The organism is Larkinella sp. C7 (assembly GCF_006149005.1).
Lineage (GTDB): Bacteria > Bacteroidota > Bacteroidia > Cytophagales > Spirosomataceae > Larkinella.
The window spans coordinates 63,847-82,987 of the sequence record NZ_VBSL01000020.1; the positions used below are offsets into that span (position 1 = coordinate 63,847).

At 51.1% G+C, this 19,141-nt stretch carries 17 protein-coding genes; 10 read left to right on the plus strand and 7 right to left on the minus strand.

Translation table 11 applies throughout. The features are described from left to right. Nucleotides 1–56 precede the first annotated feature (56 nt). Entirely contained in the window at nt 57–1,160 is a 1,104-nt protein-coding gene (locus FH871_RS28735) for an OmpA family protein (RefSeq protein WP_138994869.1), read from the minus strand. Nucleotides 1,161–1,340: 180 nt separating this feature from the next. On the opposite strand from FH871_RS28735, the gene FH871_RS28740 reads away from it, so the two are divergent. Further along, the gene (locus FH871_RS28740) at nt 1,341–1,862 is read left to right on the plus strand and encodes an HAD family hydrolase (protein WP_138994870.1); all 522 of its coding nucleotides are present in this window, start codon (nt 1,341–1,343) and stop codon (nt 1,860–1,862) included. Here the strand turns inward: FH871_RS28740 and FH871_RS34025 are convergent, their stop codons facing one another. Together FH871_RS34025 and FH871_RS28745 are read right to left on the minus strand one after the other, a co-directional pair. Continuing rightward, entirely contained in the window at nt 1,863–1,994 is a 132-nt protein-coding gene (locus FH871_RS34025) for a hypothetical protein (protein WP_255516987.1), read from the minus strand. A gap of 68 nt (nt 1,995–2,062) precedes the next feature. Next, entirely contained in the window at nt 2,063–3,550 is a 1,488-nt protein-coding gene (locus FH871_RS28745) for an arginine decarboxylase (RefSeq protein ID WP_138994871.1), read from the minus strand. A gap of 330 nt (nt 3,551–3,880) precedes the next feature. Here FH871_RS28745 and murC point away from each other — a divergent pair, with 330 nt between their 5' ends. Continuing rightward, entirely contained in the window at nt 3,881–5,236 is a 1,356-nt protein-coding gene (murC, locus tag FH871_RS28750) for a UDP-N-acetylmuramate--L-alanine ligase (RefSeq protein WP_138994872.1), read from the plus strand. Between the two features lie 48 nt (nt 5,237–5,284). Here murC and FH871_RS28755 read toward each other — a convergent pair whose 3' ends face one another. Beyond that, nucleotides 5,285–8,074 (minus strand): PVC-type heme-binding CxxCH protein, encoded by a 2,790-nt coding sequence (locus FH871_RS28755; protein ID WP_229317684.1) that lies wholly within the window; start codon nt 8,072–8,074, stop codon nt 5,285–5,287. Nucleotides 8,075–8,329: 255 nt separating this feature from the next. After that, a complete protein-coding gene (locus FH871_RS28760; protein WP_138994874.1) occupies nt 8,330–9,208 on the minus strand; it encodes a sugar phosphate isomerase/epimerase in 879 nt (292 codons plus the stop codon). Nucleotides 9,209–9,345: 137 nt separating this feature from the next. Between FH871_RS28760 and FH871_RS28765 the strand changes: the two genes are divergently transcribed. The 8 genes from FH871_RS28765 (at nt 9,346) to FH871_RS28800 (ending at nt 16,811) form a co-directional block, all read left to right on the plus strand. Continuing rightward, nucleotides 9,346–9,891, plus strand: a complete 546-nt coding sequence (locus tag FH871_RS28765; RefSeq protein ID WP_114407768.1) for an RNA polymerase sigma factor — start codon at nt 9,346–9,348, stop codon at nt 9,889–9,891. After that, nucleotides 9,888–11,585, plus strand: coding sequence for an anti-sigma factor (locus tag FH871_RS28770; RefSeq protein WP_138994875.1), 1,698 nt, complete (start codon nt 9,888–9,890; stop codon nt 11,583–11,585). The genes FH871_RS28765 and FH871_RS28770 overlap by 4 nt, the downstream gene beginning before the upstream one ends. Nucleotides 11,586–11,709: 124 nt before the next feature. Continuing rightward, nucleotides 11,710–12,957 (plus strand): serpin family protein, encoded by a 1,248-nt coding sequence (locus FH871_RS28775; RefSeq protein WP_138994876.1) that lies wholly within the window; start codon nt 11,710–11,712, stop codon nt 12,955–12,957. Continuing rightward, nucleotides 12,954–13,406, plus strand: a complete 453-nt coding sequence (locus FH871_RS28780; RefSeq protein ID WP_138994877.1) for an META domain-containing protein — start codon at nt 12,954–12,956, stop codon at nt 13,404–13,406. Before FH871_RS28775 ends, FH871_RS28780 begins: the two co-directional genes overlap by 4 nt. Nucleotides 13,407–13,605: 199 nt before the next feature. Then, nucleotides 13,606–14,904 (plus strand): LVIVD repeat-containing protein, encoded by a 1,299-nt coding sequence (locus FH871_RS28785; RefSeq protein ID WP_138994878.1) that lies wholly within the window; start codon nt 13,606–13,608, stop codon nt 14,902–14,904. 11 nt (nt 14,905–14,915) lie between these two features. Beyond that, the gene (locus FH871_RS28790) at nt 14,916–15,506 is read left to right on the plus strand and encodes a hypothetical protein (RefSeq protein WP_138994879.1); all 591 of its coding nucleotides are present in this window, start codon (nt 14,916–14,918) and stop codon (nt 15,504–15,506) included. Between the two features lie 17 nt (nt 15,507–15,523). After that, the gene (locus FH871_RS28795) at nt 15,524–16,495 is read left to right on the plus strand and encodes a hypothetical protein (RefSeq protein WP_138994880.1); all 972 of its coding nucleotides are present in this window, start codon (nt 15,524–15,526) and stop codon (nt 16,493–16,495) included. Nucleotides 16,496–16,595: 100 nt separating this feature from the next. Then, a complete protein-coding gene (locus FH871_RS28800; protein WP_138994881.1) occupies nt 16,596–16,811 on the plus strand; it encodes a helix-hairpin-helix domain-containing protein in 216 nt (71 codons plus the stop codon). A gap of 50 nt (nt 16,812–16,861) precedes the next feature. Here the strand turns inward: FH871_RS28800 and typA are convergent, their stop codons facing one another. After that, nucleotides 16,862–18,676: a translational GTPase TypA gene (gene typA, locus FH871_RS28805; protein ID WP_138994882.1), complete on the minus strand. Its 1,815-nt coding sequence runs from the start codon at nt 18,674–18,676 to the stop codon at nt 16,862–16,864. Between the two features lie 207 nt (nt 18,677–18,883). Next, nucleotides 18,884–19,093, minus strand: coding sequence for a hypothetical protein (locus FH871_RS28810; RefSeq protein ID WP_138994883.1), 210 nt, complete (start codon nt 19,091–19,093; stop codon nt 18,884–18,886). Nucleotides 19,094–19,141: the final 48 nt, after the last annotated feature.

Sequence of the window (19,141 nt, forward strand, 5' to 3'; positions counted from 1 at the left end):
AAGCGCTCTTCAAAGACTTTTACATTCGGCATTCATCATTTAACATTTTATATTTCTCATTCCTTCAAAATCTTCACTTCAACCCGCCGGTTCAATCGCTTGGTTTCCTCGCGCGAATTATCGGCAATGGGTTTGCTACCCCCATACGCCTGGGTTTGAATCCGCGATGGCGCGATGCCCTTGTTGGTGAGATAACTTTTGACCGCATCGACGCGTTTCTGCGACAAGGCCACGTTCAGCTTCGGATCGCCCACATTGTCGGTATGACCCGCCAGTTCGATTTCCATTGTCGGGTTTTGTGTCATAATGGACAACAGGGAATCCAATTCTGGATACGATTCCGGTTCAATTTCATATGCCGACTGCTTGAACAGGAGATTAGTCAACCGATACGTCCGGCCTGCTTCAACCTTAGAACCAAAGTTCTCCACTTTTTCGGCGGGAGCCGGTTTAGGCGTTTCTTTTTTGGGTAGCTTCTGCGCCACGACCGAATCCTTCGGAGCTGGTTTGGGGGCCGGTTTTTGAACAGGTGGCGTTGTTGGCTTGGGTTTCGGTTTTACCGGCGGTTTCGGGCCGGGCGGTTTGGCATTTCGCAAATCGTCTTTGTAGGCGATTATGCGCAAGTCATAAACGTTATAAGGCTGTTGTGAACGGGTTTGGCTCTTGTAAAACCGGACATCCTCCTCAACCAGATCAACCAACTGCACCCCTTTGCCCGGTCGTTCAAAATGCGCTTCACAGGATATTTTGACCGCAAAATCAAACTGGGCAGCTTCCGGTTGGTCCAAAATAGCAACTTCTTCAATTTGTCCATTTTCCAAAACCGCCTTTATGTTTTTAACGTAGAGTAAGGCGTATTCACGGTTTCCCTTTTTATCGTAAAGCCGCCAGGAATTGGGATGGCCCGGGCCGTATACCGTCTGAGAACTTTGTGCATACTGTAACCGGGGCCGGGGCGCCCTTGTCTGATTATCGGAGACAAAATACACAATCATTTTATGGTTGGTATACTCCACTTTTGTAACCTGCCCACCGCCATCTACCATTCGTTGAGGAGGATTAAGATCACGCTGAATAATTTTCTGAGCCTGAGCAGGCAACAGCCAACTCAGGCTGAGCAGCCACAAAATCAAAAAGCTCCGTTTTATCATGTCGTTCATCACCTCTCGCCCGTTGTAACGTATAGAACCGCTCTTACTAAACGCGGTCTTTTTCGCTTTTTGTTAACAAAATGTGAAAAATTATTCTTTTATTTCTAGTTGTTTCGCTTAAAATACTATTTATAATGTATTATTGGCGATATTGATAGGACTACGATCGGAACCCACAATTCCACACACATGAGCAAGTGCATTTTTTTAGATCGTGATGGCGTTTTAAATGAAGACCGGACTGACTACGTTTACCGGGTTGAAGATTTTATTATTCCGACGGGCGTCGTTGAAGGCCTGCGAATGCTGAAAAACGCCGGTTATTTGCTGATTGTGGTGACCAACCAGGCCGGCATTGCCCGCGGGCTTTACTCGCGAACCGATGTCATGCGGTGTCACCAATACCTCCAGGATCAGTGCGGCAACCTGATCGACGACATCTATTATTGCCCGCACCACCCCGATTTCGATTCACAGTCGCTGCTGCGGAAACCCGATTCGCTGATGCTGGAAAAAGCCATTGCCAAATACAATATCGACGTCAGCCAATCCTGGATGATTGGCGACGCACTCCGTGACATACAGGCCGGCAAGCGGGTGGGTGTCCGGACCGTACACATTACACCTAAAATACCGGAGCTTCCTGTTGGCGACCAACAGGCTCCCAATCTGCTGGAAGCGTCAAAAATGGTGGTAAACGCTACCTGCTGATTAAGCGAGTTGTTCGGCCGAAACCGGTTGTTTCTGTTGCAGGTGGCTGTCATAAGCCGGACACGCTCTGCGCGCACAGGAACCGAGCGATACAAGGGCCATCAGACCCAGAATGATGCTGATCTTTTTCATTGCTGGTTAAATTTTTCTGTCCACAAAAACCGGGTGGTTTTTGTGGACAGGGCAAAAACTGTGCTATTTTAATTTTCCTGTTTTTCTAATTCTTCAATCGCCTGTTCCTCTTCTTCAGCGGCTTTAGCAGCTTCAATTTCAAGCGTCACTGGTGTTGCGGTTTGGCGGTAACCCAGGATTTTGAGCATGCCTTCGCTGTCCTGTTCGGGCGCAAAAAGCCGCGTGGTCAGATTGCCTTCACTGTCGCGGTCAACAATTACGTGCTGCGGTGCCGGAATCAGGCAATGCTGAATACCACCGTAACCGCCCAGCGATTCCTGGTAGGCACCCGTGTGGAAAAACCCAATATACTGATCTTCCGTATCCCGTTCAAAAATCGGTAAATACAAGTCGGCGCTGTGGGCTTCCGTGTTGTAAAAATCGTGTGAATCGCAGGTCAAACCACCCAGATTGACTTTCTGATACGGGTTGTCCCAGTTATTGACCGACAGCATGATGTATTTCTGACCCAAACCCCACGAATCGGGCAGCTGCGTAATGAACGAACCGTCGATCATGTACCACAACTCCTTATCGTTCTGCAATTTCTGGTCGATCACTTTGTATATAACGGCGCCACTCTCTCCTACCGTATAACTGCCGAACTCCGTGAAGATGTGCGGCACGGGAACGTTGCTCTTGTTGCAGATCCATTGGATGCTTTCCACGATCTGATCGACCATCGCCTGGTAGTCATATGTAAACTGAAACGAGGTCTGAATCGGCATGCCCCCGCCAATATCGATGGAATCGAGATCGGGACAGATTTTGCTCAGTTCGCAGTATTTGTACATAAACCGGCTGAGTTCGCTCCAGTAATAAGCGCTGTCTTTAATCCCGGTATTGATGAAAAAGTGCAGCATTTTCAGCTTGAACTTTCCACTGTTCTGAATTTTCGAACGGTAGAGTTCATTGATGTCGCTGTAGCGAATGCCAAGCCGCGAAGTATAAAAAGCAAAGTTTGGTTCTTCATCGGTGGCAATCCGGATGCCCAGATTCACCGTCTCAGCCGTTACGGCATCTTCGTAGGCTTCAATTTCTTTCAGATTATCCAACACCGGAACAACGTTGTACCCGTCGTTCAGCAGTTCGCTGATGTATTGGGTATACAGCGGCCGTTTGTAGCCGTTGCAAATAATAAACGTGTTCTTGTCCACCTTCCCATCTTTGTGCAATTCCCGGATAATCGGAATATCGAAAGCCGATGAGGTTTCTAGATGGATCTTGTTTTTTAAGGCTTCTTCGAGCACAAAACGAAAATGCGACGACTTCGTGCAGTAACAGTATGTATACGTTCCCTTGTAATTATACCGCTTCATTGCATTCTTGAACAACATGCGGGCGTGTTCAATGTGCTCGGTAATTTTGGGTAGGTAAGTCAGTTTAAGCGGTGTTCCATACTGCTTGATAATTTCCATCAAAGGAACGTTGTTGAACAGCAGATGATTGTTCTCAACTTTGAATTCGAGAGTCGGGAATTCAAAGGTCTGTTCGATCAGGTCGTTGTAGCTTTTCATCCTTTCGGCAGAAGCATAAAAGAGTTTTGTTGGTTTCGAAAAAAGACTGCGAAAATGGCATAAAAAGAGCAGCTTTGCAATGGGGCAGGAACCGGTTTACAAAAACAAAATGTAACACAGACTGCGCGCCTGATTGTCAAGCTGCTGCGTGGATGTCTACTCGCAGTACTAAAAACGAAAAAACGGGGGTTTTGATTCGGGAGTTCGTGTTAAATTTTACGGTCGGGTGTCAGGGTTCAGTAAAAGAACGACCGGTTTTCCAGCCATCTCGTCAACTTTTCGGTTTCAAATGAAAAGAACTTGTATTTTTAGCGCCACATATTCGACAGAATGAAGCCATTGACCATTCATTTTATTTCTATCGGCGGCAGCGTCATGCACAACCTAGCGATTGCGCTGCAGCAACAGGGACATCACATCACCGGCTCCGACGATGAAATTCACGAACCCGCCCACGCCCGGTTAAACCAACATGGTTTGCTGCCCGCGCACATCGGCTGGAATCCCGACGCCATTCACAGCGGACTGGATGCCGTCATTCTGGGCATGCACGCCCGGGCCGATAACCCGGAATTGCAAAAAGCGCAGGAACTGAACCTGCCGGTTTATTCGTACCCGGAATTTGTGTACCAGCAAAGCCAGAATAAACAGCGTGTCGTTATTGCGGGGAGCCACGGCAAAACCACGATTACGGCCATGATTCTGCACGTACTGCACTACCATAAGCGAAATTTTGACTATCTGGTGGGGGCGCAGATCGAAGGGTTCGAGACGATGGTCAAACTGACCACCGACGCGCCCATTATGGTGATTGAAGGCGACGAATACGGCACCTCCCCGATTGACCCGCGTCCGAAATTTCTGCATTACCATCCGCATATGGTTCTCATCAGCGGGATTGCCTGGGACCATGTCAATCTGTATCCGACGTATGAACAATATGTTCACCAGTTTGAACTGTTGGCCGATGCCATGTCGAAATCCGGTACCATCGTTTTTGATGATACGGACGATATGCTGGATGTTATTGCGTTGAAAGAACGGGAAGATGTGACCCGCCAGCCGTATGATGTGCATCCATACCGGATCGAAAACGGCAAAACCGTATTGGTTTCCAAACAGCACGGCGATGTTCCGGTTCTGGTTTTTGGTGAGCATAACATGAAGAACATCAGTGGCGCGCTGGCGATTTGTGATCACCTTGCCATTACGGAGGAAATGTTCTATGCGGCCATTCAGACGTTCAAAGGTGCCAGCAAGCGGCTGGAGAAAGTGAAAGACGATGGCTCAACCCTTGTCTTCCGGGATTTTGCCCACGCTCCCTCCAAAGTGGAAGCCACTACGGCGGCTGTTAAAGCCCAGTTCCCCGACCGTCGGCTGGTCGCCTGTGTTGAGTTACACACCTTTAGCAGTTTGAACAAAACCTTCCTGAAGCAATACCGGGATAAGTTGGACAAAGCTGATGTAGCCGTTATTTTTTACAGCCCGCACACGCTGGAAATTAAACACCTCGACCCGATCGACGCAGCCGAGATTGCAACCGCTTTCGACCGCCCCGATTTGCAGGTCTTTACGGATTCCGCAGATTTGGAGACCTATTTGAAAAGCCTGGCGAATGGGCAGCCCACGGTTTACCTGTTTATGAGTTCCGGGACATTCGGCGGTTTGGATCTGAAGACATTATAGTACCCCCACAGTCGGACGGTTGCGGCCGTCCGACTGTGGGGGCGTTTGTTAATTTGCTTTCAACAAATACGCCACCAAATCCGCGAGTTGCTGTTCCGTAAGTCCCAGCGAAGCCGGGTCGGGCATCAGGCTCGTGCTATATTGCTTGCGGGACGCAATCTGGGCCGTTGGCAGCGTGTGCTTCTGCCCGGCAGCATCTTTCACCACCAGGGCCTCTTGCCCGTCGCTAATCAGAAAACCGTAGTAGGTCTGGCCATTTTTGGTGGTAATCAGCCACGGTTCATAACCGAATGCCAGGCCCGCACTGGGATTCAGGATGGCATCCAGCAAACCGTTCCGATCAAACTTCTGGTGAATCTTTGTCAACTCCGGGCCAATGTCTTTCCCCTGCTGCCCATGCCGATGACAGGTCGAGCAGTTCGCTTTGAAAACCGTTAGTCCGGCGGTTTCATTACCGGACAATGATTCGATCTTTTTCAATGATAATGTCGCTGAGCCACCGGGGCGCGTAAAGTAATCGCCCGCCATCGTCCGCACACTTTGATCAGTATTGGTAAAAATCACCTCGCTGATCGCCGGTTTCAGATTTTCGGGTAATTTCTTCTCGGCCGCCAGCCCCACCAGCAGTTTCCCGCCTTCCGGACTAGCCGCCATTTCTTTGGCCAGTTTCACTTTATCTTCGGCACTGGTGTATTCTTCCATCAGTTTTTGCCGCATCGCCAGGGCCTTCTGTTCCGGTTCCGACAATTTGGGCGGCATCACCTCCTCCCAGTTCAGCAACGTCGCCCAGTCGTTCGACCGGCGGAAATTGGCCCAGTACTCGCCCTGCTGTGCAACGGTTTTGTCTGCCTGTTTCGACAAATCGATCATGGCCCGGGCGGCTGCCGGGTCTTTCATGAATCCGAGGGCCACAATAGCCTGTTTACGGGCCTCAGCCGTTAGGGTTGGCGCCATGGCCCGTTGCTTCATCAACTCCGCCGTGCTGGCCGGATGAAGCCGCCACATCAGGTTGGCCGTTTTCTGATCCCACTGAACGGGGTTGGCCGGAATGGCCGGTTTCAACGCGGCATACAAGGCTTCTTCTTTTTGATCGGCAGCCATGCCAACGGCTTCCAGATAAAACCGGTCGGTTCCATCATAGCCATTCGCCAGTTTTACCAGCAAGTCCTTGCACTGCTCAAACGGCACATCGCGTAAGGCAATGGCCACTTCCCGACGCACCGCCGGCGATGGATCATCGACCACCTTCCGGGTCAGCGCAACGACGTCGGGCTGCGTTTGCTTCAACGCCCGGAACGCCGTTATCCGCAAATCCACCTGATCCGATTTCAACAACGTTTCCACTTGCTGGCGCCCTTTCGGCCCCAGTTGCGATAGCAGCCAGATGGCGCGGGCGCGGTGATACGGGTTAGGATCGGACAGGAGCCTGGAAACCGGTTTTACCGCTTTATCCCCCTGCGCTTTCAATTTCTCGAAACCCAGCAAGCGAATGTTGGTGGCAGGGTTGGTCAATGCCAGAATCTGACCTTTCGTTTTATCGGTATTGATCACCGGCACCTTCAGGTTTTTGCCCTTGGGCGTAATGCGGTAAATCCGTCCGTAGCCTTTCTTGTCTTTCATCTGGTGCCCACCCACCACCGGATCGAACCAGTCGGCGATGTATAAGGCCCCGTCGGTTCCAACCGTCACGTCGCTCGGGCGAAACCACTTGCGGATGTCATCGGTGATGTCGTTCCATTTGTAGTTTTCGTCCACTTTCGGAAAGGTGCTGATGAAGTCGGTCCGGGGCATCCGGTAACCAGCGCCCTGGGGTTCGGGCTTGTAGCTAAAAATAACGTTCCGACCCGCTTCGGCACTCAGCAGCATTCCCCGGTAATGGGAGCCGAGTTGGTCGCCTTCGTAAAAAACCATGCCCGTTGGCGAACCGGCCCCGCTGATGTCGCCCGCCGGAATCACGCCGGGATCTTCCTGGTGCCAGTGGGCGGTTGGAATGTCCTGACCCGGCCGCTGATCGCCCTGCCAGTACCGCGTTCCGTCCTGGCTAAAATACCCCATGTTGCCGCCTTCCATGAGCCAGCTCGTCCGACACGCGACCACCTGATCGTCGTTGTCGTTCTGCCACATGTTGCCGTAGGAATCAAGGGCGGTTTCGTAGTTGTTTCGAAAATTATGGCCCATCACTTTCAGCCCCGTTCCATCGGGGTTAATGCGCAAGGCTAAACCGCCTACCCAGACCCGGCCGTCGTCGCTCACCAGGTTGCCTTTGTTGAGTTTGTTGTACGGAGTTCCGCCGGTATAGAGGCTCCCCGACCGGAGCGTCCAGCCAGCTTTGTCGGTGACGGTATGCGGCCCGGCATTTCCGGTATTGAAATACCATTTCCCATCCGGTCCAGCCACCAGGGCATGCAGCGAATGGTCGTGATCGAGCCCTCCAAAACCGGTCAGAAAGACCTCTTTTTTGTCGGGTTTATCATCCCCGTTTTCGTCGGTATAGATGATGAGATTTGGCGCAGCGGAGACGATGGTTTTGTTGCCGATAACCGCAATGCCAAGTGGCGACACCAGGTCCTTGTCTTCGACATAGACCTTGGACTGATCGGCCTTTCCATCGCCATTGGTGTCTTCCAGAATCATGACGCGCTCACCGTTCGGGTGGTCGAGCCGGGTTTCGGGTTTGTTGTTAAAGTTCCGGTAGTTGACGGCTTCGGTTACCCAGATCCGACCCCGGGCGTCGACGTCGATATTTGTCGGGTTATAGAACATCGGAGCTTCGGCCCAAACCTTGGCTTCCAGATCGTCGGGCAGATACAGCGTATTAGAGTCGGATCCGACGATCATTCCCCGGCGGGCAGGCTCGCCAGATTCAGGAAATTGGCTAACAGCCGGAGGAGCCTGTTGCCATTGAGGCAGTCCCAAAACCAGGGTTCCCAACAGGATCGATGCGCTTAAAAACCGGGGCGGGGCAGGAATAGCAATCTTCATCTTTTAGTGTTCCACGTGGAATAATTACCTGAAAAACAACATTTAAGACCAGTCAAACTTATTATAATAAGTACGAATTGCAGAAAACCGTGGAACAGTAGCATCAATTTGCTACGCCAGAATTTCCCTTACAAACTTATTATTATAAGTGTAACTTTCCAACATGTTTTTCCCCTCTGGCACAGCACCTTCGATGTGAACCCAACCGCCGTACTGAATGGCGTCGATGGCCTTCCGAACCTCCGGGTAATTCACCTTGCCCTGCCCGAGGAGGTAGCTATTCTCTTTAAAGTGGAATTCACAGATTTGTTTTTGCTTCCCCAGCCACCGGATTTCCTTTAAAATGTCATATCCCATAACCGTGGAATTACATACATCGTAATATACTTTCACCGCGGGCGACGCCACCGCATCGATAATGGCCATGTGCTCTTCGGCGCTCAACCACGATTCGATAGCAAGAACGATGCCCGCTTTTTCGGCTTTGGGAGCCACGGCCTTCAACCGCTCAATCACTACTTGAGTCCCCTGCGGATCGTTCTTCAAATCGCCTTTGTTAAAGAAGGCAAGCAGAATGTTTTTGGCACCAAGGGCTTTGGCTACCCCGACGCTATCCTGCACCCATTGCTCGGCCCGCGGATCGGACTTGTAAGGGATGTTGTTGAGTTCGCCCAGGGCCAGACCACCGATCTGAACGCCGGTCCGTTTGGCGGCTTCGCGCCACGCTTTCTGGAGGTCTTTCCGGCGCAGGTGCATGTCGTTTTTTTCGGAGCCCAGGTTCACCTGAATGCCGTCGAGGCCGATGGTTTTGGCCACGTCAAAGGCTTCGATTTTACTGGATTGACCGATTGACCAGTCGCAGGCCCCGATCCGAAACCGTTGGTTGTTTGGGTTTTGTAAACTACTTTTAGCGTTCAATACGGGCAGGGAAGCCGTGGTGCTTAACCCAATGAAACCCAGGGTTTGCCGAAGAGCCGTACGTCGGTTCATGAATGTTCAGGAATAGATTTGTTCAAAAGTACAGGCTAAAAGTTATATTCACTCGTTGCCAGCGGGTTAGGCCAAAATTTATTTTAATTCCTTTCCAACCGTCGGACTTGCGTTGGGGTCAGTAGTGTTGCATTAGTATGTTGGATGAACGAGCGTTAGTTGACGGCTGTCGACATAAGGACCGAACTGCTCAGCGAAAACTCTACGAGTTATTCGCCCGGAAGCTCTTTGTGGTCAGCCAACGGTATACCAAAAACCGCGACGACGCCGAAGACGTGCTGCAGGATTCCTTCGTGAAAGCGTTCCAACATATTGATACATTTCGGTTTGAGTGCCCGCTGGAAGCATGGCTGAAACGCATTGTGATCAATACGGCACTGAAGCACATCCGCAAACAAAAGCCCTGGCAGAACCCGGCCGAGTTGGAGGACGTGCCGCCCAATACATTACCGCAGACGGAAGACAGCCTATCGGGTCTGCACTACCAGCAACTACTGAAGATGGTGCAGGAGCTCCCGCCGGGATGCCAGGCCGTATTTAACCTGTACGCCATTGAAGGGTATACACACCCGGAAATTGCGGAATTATTAGATATTTCAGAAGGTACATCCAAATCGCAGTTTTCGCGTGCCCGCATGCTGCTGCAACAAAAGATTCAGAACGAGCGTCCAATTCCGAAATGAGTCTCTCTAAAGAAGAAGAATTAAATGAAGAGTGGCGAAGTATCTTCGAAGATGCTGCCGAAAGCCCATCCGATGAGCTTTGGGACAGGATTGCGCGTCGGTTAGACGAAGAAGAAACGGAACCGATCATCCCACTCTGGCCCCGGGCAAAACCCTGGTTCTATGGTGTGGCTGCGGCCATTATGGCTCTTTTAATCGGTTGGTGGGCCCTACAGTCCATCGACACGACGGATACGACCCAGCCGGTGGCTGGTCAAAGCGGTTCGTCATCCAGGGCAACGGCGGATCAACGCGCCAAACAAGAGAAAGCGACGACCTCGTCCAGCGCGGATCGCAAGCCCGAATTTGCCAGCAAAACCGCTGAAACCCTGGCTGCCAACCGCCGGGCTGACTCCCAGAATACGCCATGGGAAACGCCGGTTGTCCCGGAACTGGAACACTCGGAAACCGCCACGACGATTGATCAAATCATCAAAGACCAGTCCGTTTTGACGGGAAAAAGAAAAACCGCTTCAACGGAACGTCTGGCAACCCGGCGATCATCCCTGACTGCGCGTGGGTCGCTGACCGGACATCGCTCCAGTGCTGTCCGGATTGCTGAAAACCGCCGGACAAATCCAAATCAACCTGCGGGATCCAGCCGGGGAACCGGAACCAATTCGCCAGACCTCACGACGGGTACATTCCAGTCGTCAGAACGGATCACGAAAACGGCAACACCAACCCAAACTACCCTACCGGACGAAACGGGCAGCGGGGTTGCCGATACACAATTGGCCTACGAAGCTTCGTACATAAAAAGCAAGCTGGTAACCCTGAAGAACCCGGCACCAATTAGCCGGATCATCTGGTATCGCGCCCCGGAAACCACGATCGAACCGCAGGAAAAAGGCCGATCGAAAAACGAGTACTGGGCGGCTTTAACGGCAACGCCCATGTCTTTCAATCCGATGACCAGCGTTCAGTCCAGTTTCAATCAGGCCAATGTTGCCTACAATGCCGTGCAGCAGGGCAGTCGGCAAGCGGTTTCTCCGCTGCAAAACCAGGCGCAGATTTCAATGGCGTGGCAGGCCAGCTCCGGTCTTCAGTTTAGCAAACACTGGTCGGTCGAAGCCGGGGTTCAGTATCTGAATGGCCGGTCACAGGCCCGGAACAATGCAACGGTCACCAACGTGTTTACGAACCAAACCGAAAATTTGCTCGTAAACGCCATCCGAAACAGTAGCCCGTCGGTTCCGCAGTTGGCGTCGTCCCCGAATACCAACTTTTTGCCTTCCTACGCCGACAAAGCAAATCTGAATAATCCGTCATCGCTGGTGGTGGTGCCTACGCCCTCTGATCAGGTGGTTTCCAACGACTTTCAGTATTTGCAGGTTCCGGTTCAGATCGGCTACCACATTTTGCCCGAGCATAAGATCAGTTATTCCGTACTGGGCGGTTTGATGGCCAATGTGTTTCTGAAAAATACGGTCAATGGAGCGCTGGAAGTTAATCCCGGCGATCAGGTCTACCGCCCCATGTCGCTGGCGGGCACGGCGGGTTTACGCGTCAGCTACCACCCCACCCACCACTGGTCGGGTTCGTTGACGGGGTCCTACCAGCAATCGCTGCAAAGTGGTACGCAATCAGACGCGCAACTTCAGGTTCGTCCGCAGGCCATCGGGGTTGGGTTTGGACTGAATTACCACTTCTAAAAGTTAGTTATCAGACAAATCCTCATTTTTCTTCTCTTTTTTTCACCCCCCTTCCAACCAATTCTTTTCCAATCGGGTCTTTGTACTGTGAGCGCTCCACATGGTTTAACAAAACCCGATTGTGATGAGAAGAATACCTTTTGTTTCCAGCCTGTTGATGGCAACGGTTTCACTGTTGACGATAAGCGGTTGCCAAAACGATACGACACCAAATCATCCCGGAACCGGCGGTTTAACCTCGACTCCGGAAGCACGCGCCTTTGCTCAAAAAACCAATGATTTTTCCTTCGACTTTCTGAAGCGCGTTAACGAAGACCAGAAGAAGGACGAAAATATTTTTGTTTCACCGCTGAGTCTGCACATGGCCCTCGGCATGTTGCTGAACGGGGCCGCGGGTCAGACGGCGGATGAAATGAAAAAAGCGATGCACCTGGAAGGGGTTTCGCTGGCTGATGCAAACCAAACCTATGAGTTTTTATTGAAAGGGCTGCCCACCGCTGATCCGAAAGTAACAACAAAACTGGCCAATTCGATTTGGTACCGCAACGGCTTTTCCGTTGAACCGTCGTACCTCGACGTCACGAAGAAAACGTTCAATGCCCAGATCTCAGGAGAGGATTTTAGCAATCCGACGCCGGTTATCAACAAAATCAACCAGTGGGCCAGCGACAATACCAACGCCAGGATTAAGAATGTAATCCAGGAGATCAAGCCCGAGCAAGTCCTGTTTCTGCTCAACGCGCTCTATTTCAAAGGCGACTGGAAATACCAGTTTGAGACGAAAAACACCTTTGATTCTCCCTTTACTCTGGTTTCCGGTTCGCAGAAACAGGTGAAGATGATGAACATGACGACCAGCCTTCGCCATGCGTTCCGCCCCACCTACGGAGCTTTTGAATTGCCGTATGGCGATGGAACGTATTCGATGACGGTTCTGGTGCCGACCGAAAACTCCTCGGCCGATGCGATCATCAACACCCTGAGCGCAACCGAATGGGCCGACTTGCAGCAGGCCATGCGCGAAAGCAAAGTGGCGGTGGGTTTGCCGAAGTTTACGATGGAATATGAAGCGACCCTCAACGACGCGCTGTCGAAAATGGGAATGCCATCGGCTTTTTCGAATGCTGCTAATTTTTCAGGCATCAGCACCGGCCAGGGTTTGCAGGTGAGTTACGTGAAGCAAAATACGTACGTGGCCGTCGATGAGAAAGGAACCGAGGCCGCTGCCGTAACCAGCATTGGTGTTGAAGTTACTTCGGCGGGACCGTCACTCATTTGCGATCGTCCTTTTGTCTTTTTGATTACGGAAAAAGGAACGGGCTCGGTCTTGTTTATGGGTAAAATCGTCAATCCGGAAACAACACTGCCATGAAAATCATAGCCCTTCTCGTTGCCGGTATTCTGTTCATCGCAGCTTCCTGCAACGATAAAACGAAAGCCACTATTCAACCTCTGTCTACCACCGCCATTGCCGGTACCTATAAACTGATTGAACCGGCTTCCAAATTTGCGGTGACGCTGGTGCTGACCCCCGATTCGGCGAGCAGCGAAATCACCAACCGGGTGGCTTACCAAGTGGGGGGGCGTTCATCGGTCAACCACTACTTTGCCACGCTGACGGGTTCGTCGGCTTCCAGTGCCGTGCAGATGAGTGCCATTGGCGCCACCAAAATGGCCGGTCCGGCGGATGCCATGCAGTTTGAAACCGATTATTTCAAAAAACTGCAGGCCGTAAAACGGTACGAACTCGCCGGTAACCGGCTGCGGCTGATTGCGGAAGGAGAGGCTTCGGGCGAACTGGTTTACGAAAAAGAAAAATAATACAACCTGAAAAACACGGAGAGAGGCCGGTATTAATCCACACCAGCCGGTCTCCTCCAATAAAACTTTGACCTCTGATTCATTGTGCAAACCGGATTGCCCGGCGGCTCTGCCTGCCGGGCAATTTTTTTATGCTTCTATTCCAACTCTTTCATTGTCAACAGGGTCAGTGAGGCATATCCCTAAACAACCTGTTACTATGAGACGTACATTTTACTTTCTGCTCGGAGTTCTGCTGGTGGGGCTGAACGGCTGCACCGACAAATGCAAAGAAACCCGCACTTTCCGACAATTCACACCCCGAACGTTCACTGTAGCCCAAGTCCGCCAGGGCGTGCAGGCCGAACAACCCCGAACGCTCGTCAATCCGGGTAAAATTTATACCAAAGACGGTTTTTTGCTGATCAACGAGATCAAGGAAGGCATTCACGTGATCGACAACCGCAATCCGTCGGCTCCGAAAACCGTCGCGTTTTTGCGCATACCGGGCAACGGCGACATGGCCATCCGCAACAACATTCTGTATGCCGACAGTTTCATGGATCTGGTGGCCTTCGACATCCGCGATCCGCAAAACATTCGCGAGCTCAACCGGGTCAAGGATGTTTTTCAAAATGGACAGTTCGACGGCGGCTACTGGAGCCTGAACGCCCAGCAGGAAATCATCAATGACCAGAAAGTGGAGTATGTTACCCAAACTGTCAATACGGATTGTGAAAACGGCGTAACGAACGGCGGTTGCCCCAATTGCATGGTCTTTGACAGCCGGGGCGGATTTGTCCAGAATTCTTTCAACAGTGCGACCGGTTCACCCGCTCCCAGCACAAACGGAACAGGTGGTTCGATGGCCCGGTTTACGCTGTATGATAACTACCTGTATACCGTCAGCCAGTCGGAAATGCAGTTGTTCGACATCAAAACCCCGTCAGACCCAAAGAAAGGTAATAAAATCAATATGGGCTGGGGCATCGAAACGATCTTTCCCTACAAAGATAAACTCTTCATCGGCGCCCAGTCGGGTATGCACATCTACGACAACAGCAACCCCGAAAAACCGGTGCGGATGTCGACCTTCGAGCACGCCCGCGTTTGCGATCCGGTGGTGGTTCACGAAGACAAGGCTTACGTAACCCTGCGTTCGGGTACGACCTGTCAGGGGTTCACCAACCAACTCGATGTGGTGGATGTATCCAACCTATATAGCCCGCGTCTGCTGAAGAGCTATCCGATGAAAAACCCGCACGGTTTGGGCATCGACTTTCCGAATTTGTTCATTTGCGAAGGGGCCTATGGTCTGAAAACGTTCAATGCGAGCGATGCCATGAAAATCGATCAACTGGAGCACCTGGAAGGATTTCAGGCCTACGATGTGATCCCGCTCGGGAAATCACTGCTGCTGATCGGCCGGGACGGTTTTTACCAATACGACTACAGCAATCCGCGCAAGTTGAAGCTGCTGAGCAAAATTCCGGTGCAACGGCCTTATCCGGCCAGCTAACCAACACGTCCATGAAAAAGACTGGTAGTAAAACCGTGTGGCTGCTGTGCTTGTTTGCGCTTCCGCTCTACGCACAAAAAAGCCCGTTTAAGCCCGTTTTTACGAACATGACTGAATTCGGCGTCTTGTTCGGGCAAGTCCGTTACAACGTCAATACGGCCTCTGAAAACGTCAGTAAAAGGCAGAACATCACTGCCCAGACGTTTAATGGCGTTCAGCTTCGGCCCAAACTGGCGGTGGGCGGAACCGTGGGTGTCGATTGGTATAATGCGGCCCTGCTGATGCCGGTGTGCGCGGGAGTGCGGTATGACCTGGCGCAGCCGGGCCAGAAGAATCTGCGGGTTTTCACCAGCCTGGATACCGGCTACGGTTTTGCGTGGCTGAACGAAGATCCAACGGGCTACGAAACCCGGGGCGGCTGGGTGATTGCTCCCGGCATTGGTTTCCGAATCGGGCGTCCGCAGAATACCAATTTCATTCTGTCACTCAATTACAAACGGCAGGAAGCCACGGCCGACAAACCGCTGGGCTGGAATGAAATTTATAAATACGAGAGCCGGGTGTATAACCGGATTGCTTTTCGACTGGGACTCAGTTTCTGAAAACTCCTCTTCTCCGTATGAAATCTCTCTCTTTAATTATCATAGGCACGTTGCTGGCGTTAGCTGGCCTGCGGTTCAATCAGCTTTACGTTTCTACGACCGTAAATCCGCTGATCGGCGATGAAAGTTTCGTGAAAAAATTTGGTCACAAACCTGACGCCAACACTGATGATCATCTGCGTATTCATACCCATCTCGAATATGTAGAAACCCTTCTGCGAACTCGCAGCACCGATGAGATGAGCAGCGACCAACAAAAGAAGCGGCTTTTTTTGCTGGATAAATTGCGGGAATATCGGCAACGGGGTGTTTTTCCGAAAAACAACGACTACAAAAACGAACGAAAACCGTGTTTTATCGACAAAGACGGAGCTATTTGCGCAGTTGGTTATCTTGTTGAACAAACCGCCGGGCGTGAAGCAGCCGAGCAAATCAATACCCGTTATCAATACGCAACGGTTTTTGAGATGGATGACCCCAGCCTGCTGGATTGGATCGATCAGTCCGGGCTTACCCGGGAGGAATGCCAGTTGATTCAGCCGACCTACTCTCCGCCCACACCCCAGCAAATTCCGGATAAATACAAGATTACCAACTCCTACGCCGTTTCGTCGGCCTTACTCAACGGAACAAACGTGGCTTTAATCGGAGCGCAATTGATGAACCGTCCCGGTATAAGCCCGGAAAGGGCCGGCACCTGGGGTGCGCTGACGGGGCTAACCACCCTGACGCTCGGCCTCATTAACCTGGAGCGGTTTTCGTATGACCAGACGAATTATTACGGCAATCGCGGTGATTACAGCAACAAGGCAAAGCGATCGCTTTCGATGGTAAACATTGGGGCGGGCGCGGCAACGACGTTGTTGAGTATTCTGAACGTGAGTGCGTACAAAAAAACGCTGCGATCAAAAAACGTATCCATTTCAGTGTATAGTCCGCTGGTCGAAACCGGATCGGCCCTTGGTTTACAAGTCGTAAGGCAGCTTTAACCACCCGTTCTTGACGCAAATCGCCTGCAATGTGTCGCATTCGCACCGCATTCGTATGCTTTCGGGAGGGTACATTTGGGGGTTGCTAACAAACCCGGATATGAAAGGAAAAGCTGAAAGCCACCCGTTCGACCAACTGGCAAAACCGGCCCAACGCGCTTTGGCGAATGCCGGAATTAAAACACTGGAACAACTGGCCGACCTAAGTGAAACGGAATTCATGGCACTGCACGGCATTGGAAAAAATGCACTACAAACGCTGAAAACCGCCTTGACGAACCGAAACCTTTCATTCGCGCAAGGCGAGCGAAAGTAGAATCAAGAAAGTCGGTAAATAAAAAAGCCCCGGTTGCGCCGGGGCTTTTTTCAGGCCATTTCAAATTTATTCTGATTCCGTTTCCGCTCATTTTCATCGAGGAAAATTTTACGAATCCGCATCGACTTCGGTGTCACCTCCAGGTATTCATCCTTCTGGATGTATTCCATCGACTCTTCCAGCGAGAACGACACTTTCGGAGCAATCCGGACGTTGGTATCCGAACCTGAAGCCCGCATGTTGGTCAACTGCTTGGCGGTTTGAACGTTCACCACAATATCATTCTGGCGGTTGTGTTCCCCAATTACCTGACCGGTGTAGATTTCGTCGCCCGGTTCGATGAAGAAAATACCGCGATCCTGCAATTTATCGATCGAATAGGCCGTAGCTGCTCCGCTCGTCATCGAGATTAGTGAGCCGTTGATCCGTTCCGGAATGGCTCCTTTATACGGTTCAAAGCTCTTAAACCGGTGGGTCATAACGGCCTCACCGAATGTAGCGGTCAGGACGTTGGAACGCAACCCGATCAACCCACGCGAAGGAATTTCAAACTCCAGGTGTTGCAGATCGCCTTTCGGTTCCATAATCAGCAACTCGCCTTTACGCTGCGTTGCCAGTTCAATCACTTTCCCGGCGGTTTCGGCCGGCACGTCTACCACCAGGGTTTCGACGGGTTCCAGGCGGTTGCCATGATCATCGTATTTGAACAATACCCGGGGCTGACCAACCTGCAATTCGTAGCCTTCCCGACGCATGGTTTCAATCAAAACCGACAAGTGAAGAATCCCGCGTCCGTAAACCAGAAACCGGTCTTCGCTGTCGGTATTTTCAACCCGCAGGGCGAGGTTTTTCTCAATTTCTTTGTATAACCGCTCCCGCAAGTGGCGCGAGGTTACAAACTTGCCTTCTTTGCCAAAAAACGGTGAGTTGTTGATCGTAAACAACATATTCATCGTTGGCTCATCGACAGCAATCCGTGTGATGGCTTCCGGGTTTTCCAGATCGGTCAGCGTATCGCCAATCTCGAAATCTTCAAGACCGGTCACGGCACAAATATCACCACACTGCACTTCCGCTACCTTCTGTTTGCCAAGGCCCTCGAACGTCTGCAGTTCTTTAATTTTCACTTTCTTAATGACATCGCCAACTTTCACCAGCGCCATGTTGGCCCCTTCTTTCAGCGTTCCGCGCACCACCCGGCCGATGGCAATCCGACCCACAAAGGCCGAATAATCGAGTGAGGTGATCTGCATTTGCGGGGTTCCTTCGGTAACGGGAGCAGGTTGGATGTGCTCGACGATGGTATCCAGCAGGTAGGTGATGTTGTCGGTCGGTGTTTTCCAGTCCGGGCCCATCCAGCCTTGTTTCGACGACCCGTAAACCGTCGGAAAATCCAACTGGTCTTCAGTTGCCCCCAGGTTGAACATCAAGTCGAACACCTGCTCGTGAACTTCTTCCGGGCGGCAGTTTTCTTTGTCAACTTTGTTAATTACCAGAATCGGTTTCAGACCCAGTTGCAGGGCTTTTCCCAATACGAAACGCGTTTGCGGCATGGGGCCTTCAAACGCATCGACCAGCAGGCAAACGCCATCGGCCATTTTCAGTACCCGCTCTACTTCACCGCCAAAATCGGAGTGACCCGGTGTATCGATGATGTTGATTTTAACATCATTGTACCGGACCGAAACGTTTTTAGAGACAATGGTGATGCCCCGCTCCCGTTCCAGATCGTTGTTGTCTAATATCAGGTCACCAAACTCCTGGTTATCCCGGAAGAGCTTGGAAGCATGAATAATTTTGTCAACCAACGTAGTCTTACCGTGGTCAACGTGCGCTATAATAGCTATGTTGCGAATGGATTGCATACTTTTTTGAGACAATAACACTTAGACAAGAGAGCCCAGAAACTAGCAAACTCTTCGGTCGTTTCGCTATTCTCTTTTGTCTTTTCAATTAAAGTGCAAAGATACGGATTTTTTAGCTGAATAGTAGTATTTTACAATTTATTAACCTACTGAAAAACAAAAAGCCGGGTTGCCCCGGCTATAAGTACAATTTACGATCCGTACGAATTAAAACTTTGGGCAACCACACGCGTTTTTCTTGCGAAACAATCCCCACATGAAGCCTTTTTTCTTTTTATAACCGCGTGCTTTCTTCCGTTTATAGGCTAACTCACTTTTTAGTTCGCTCTGCGCCGATTTTACAACGGATGCTTCAACCGGCGCTTCCAGTGGCAGCAGCATAGATAAGGTAATACCCAGCAACAATAGCTTTTTCATACGTTTTATCGGCCTTTCTATTTCTTTAAACGCAAAGACTTACGAAAA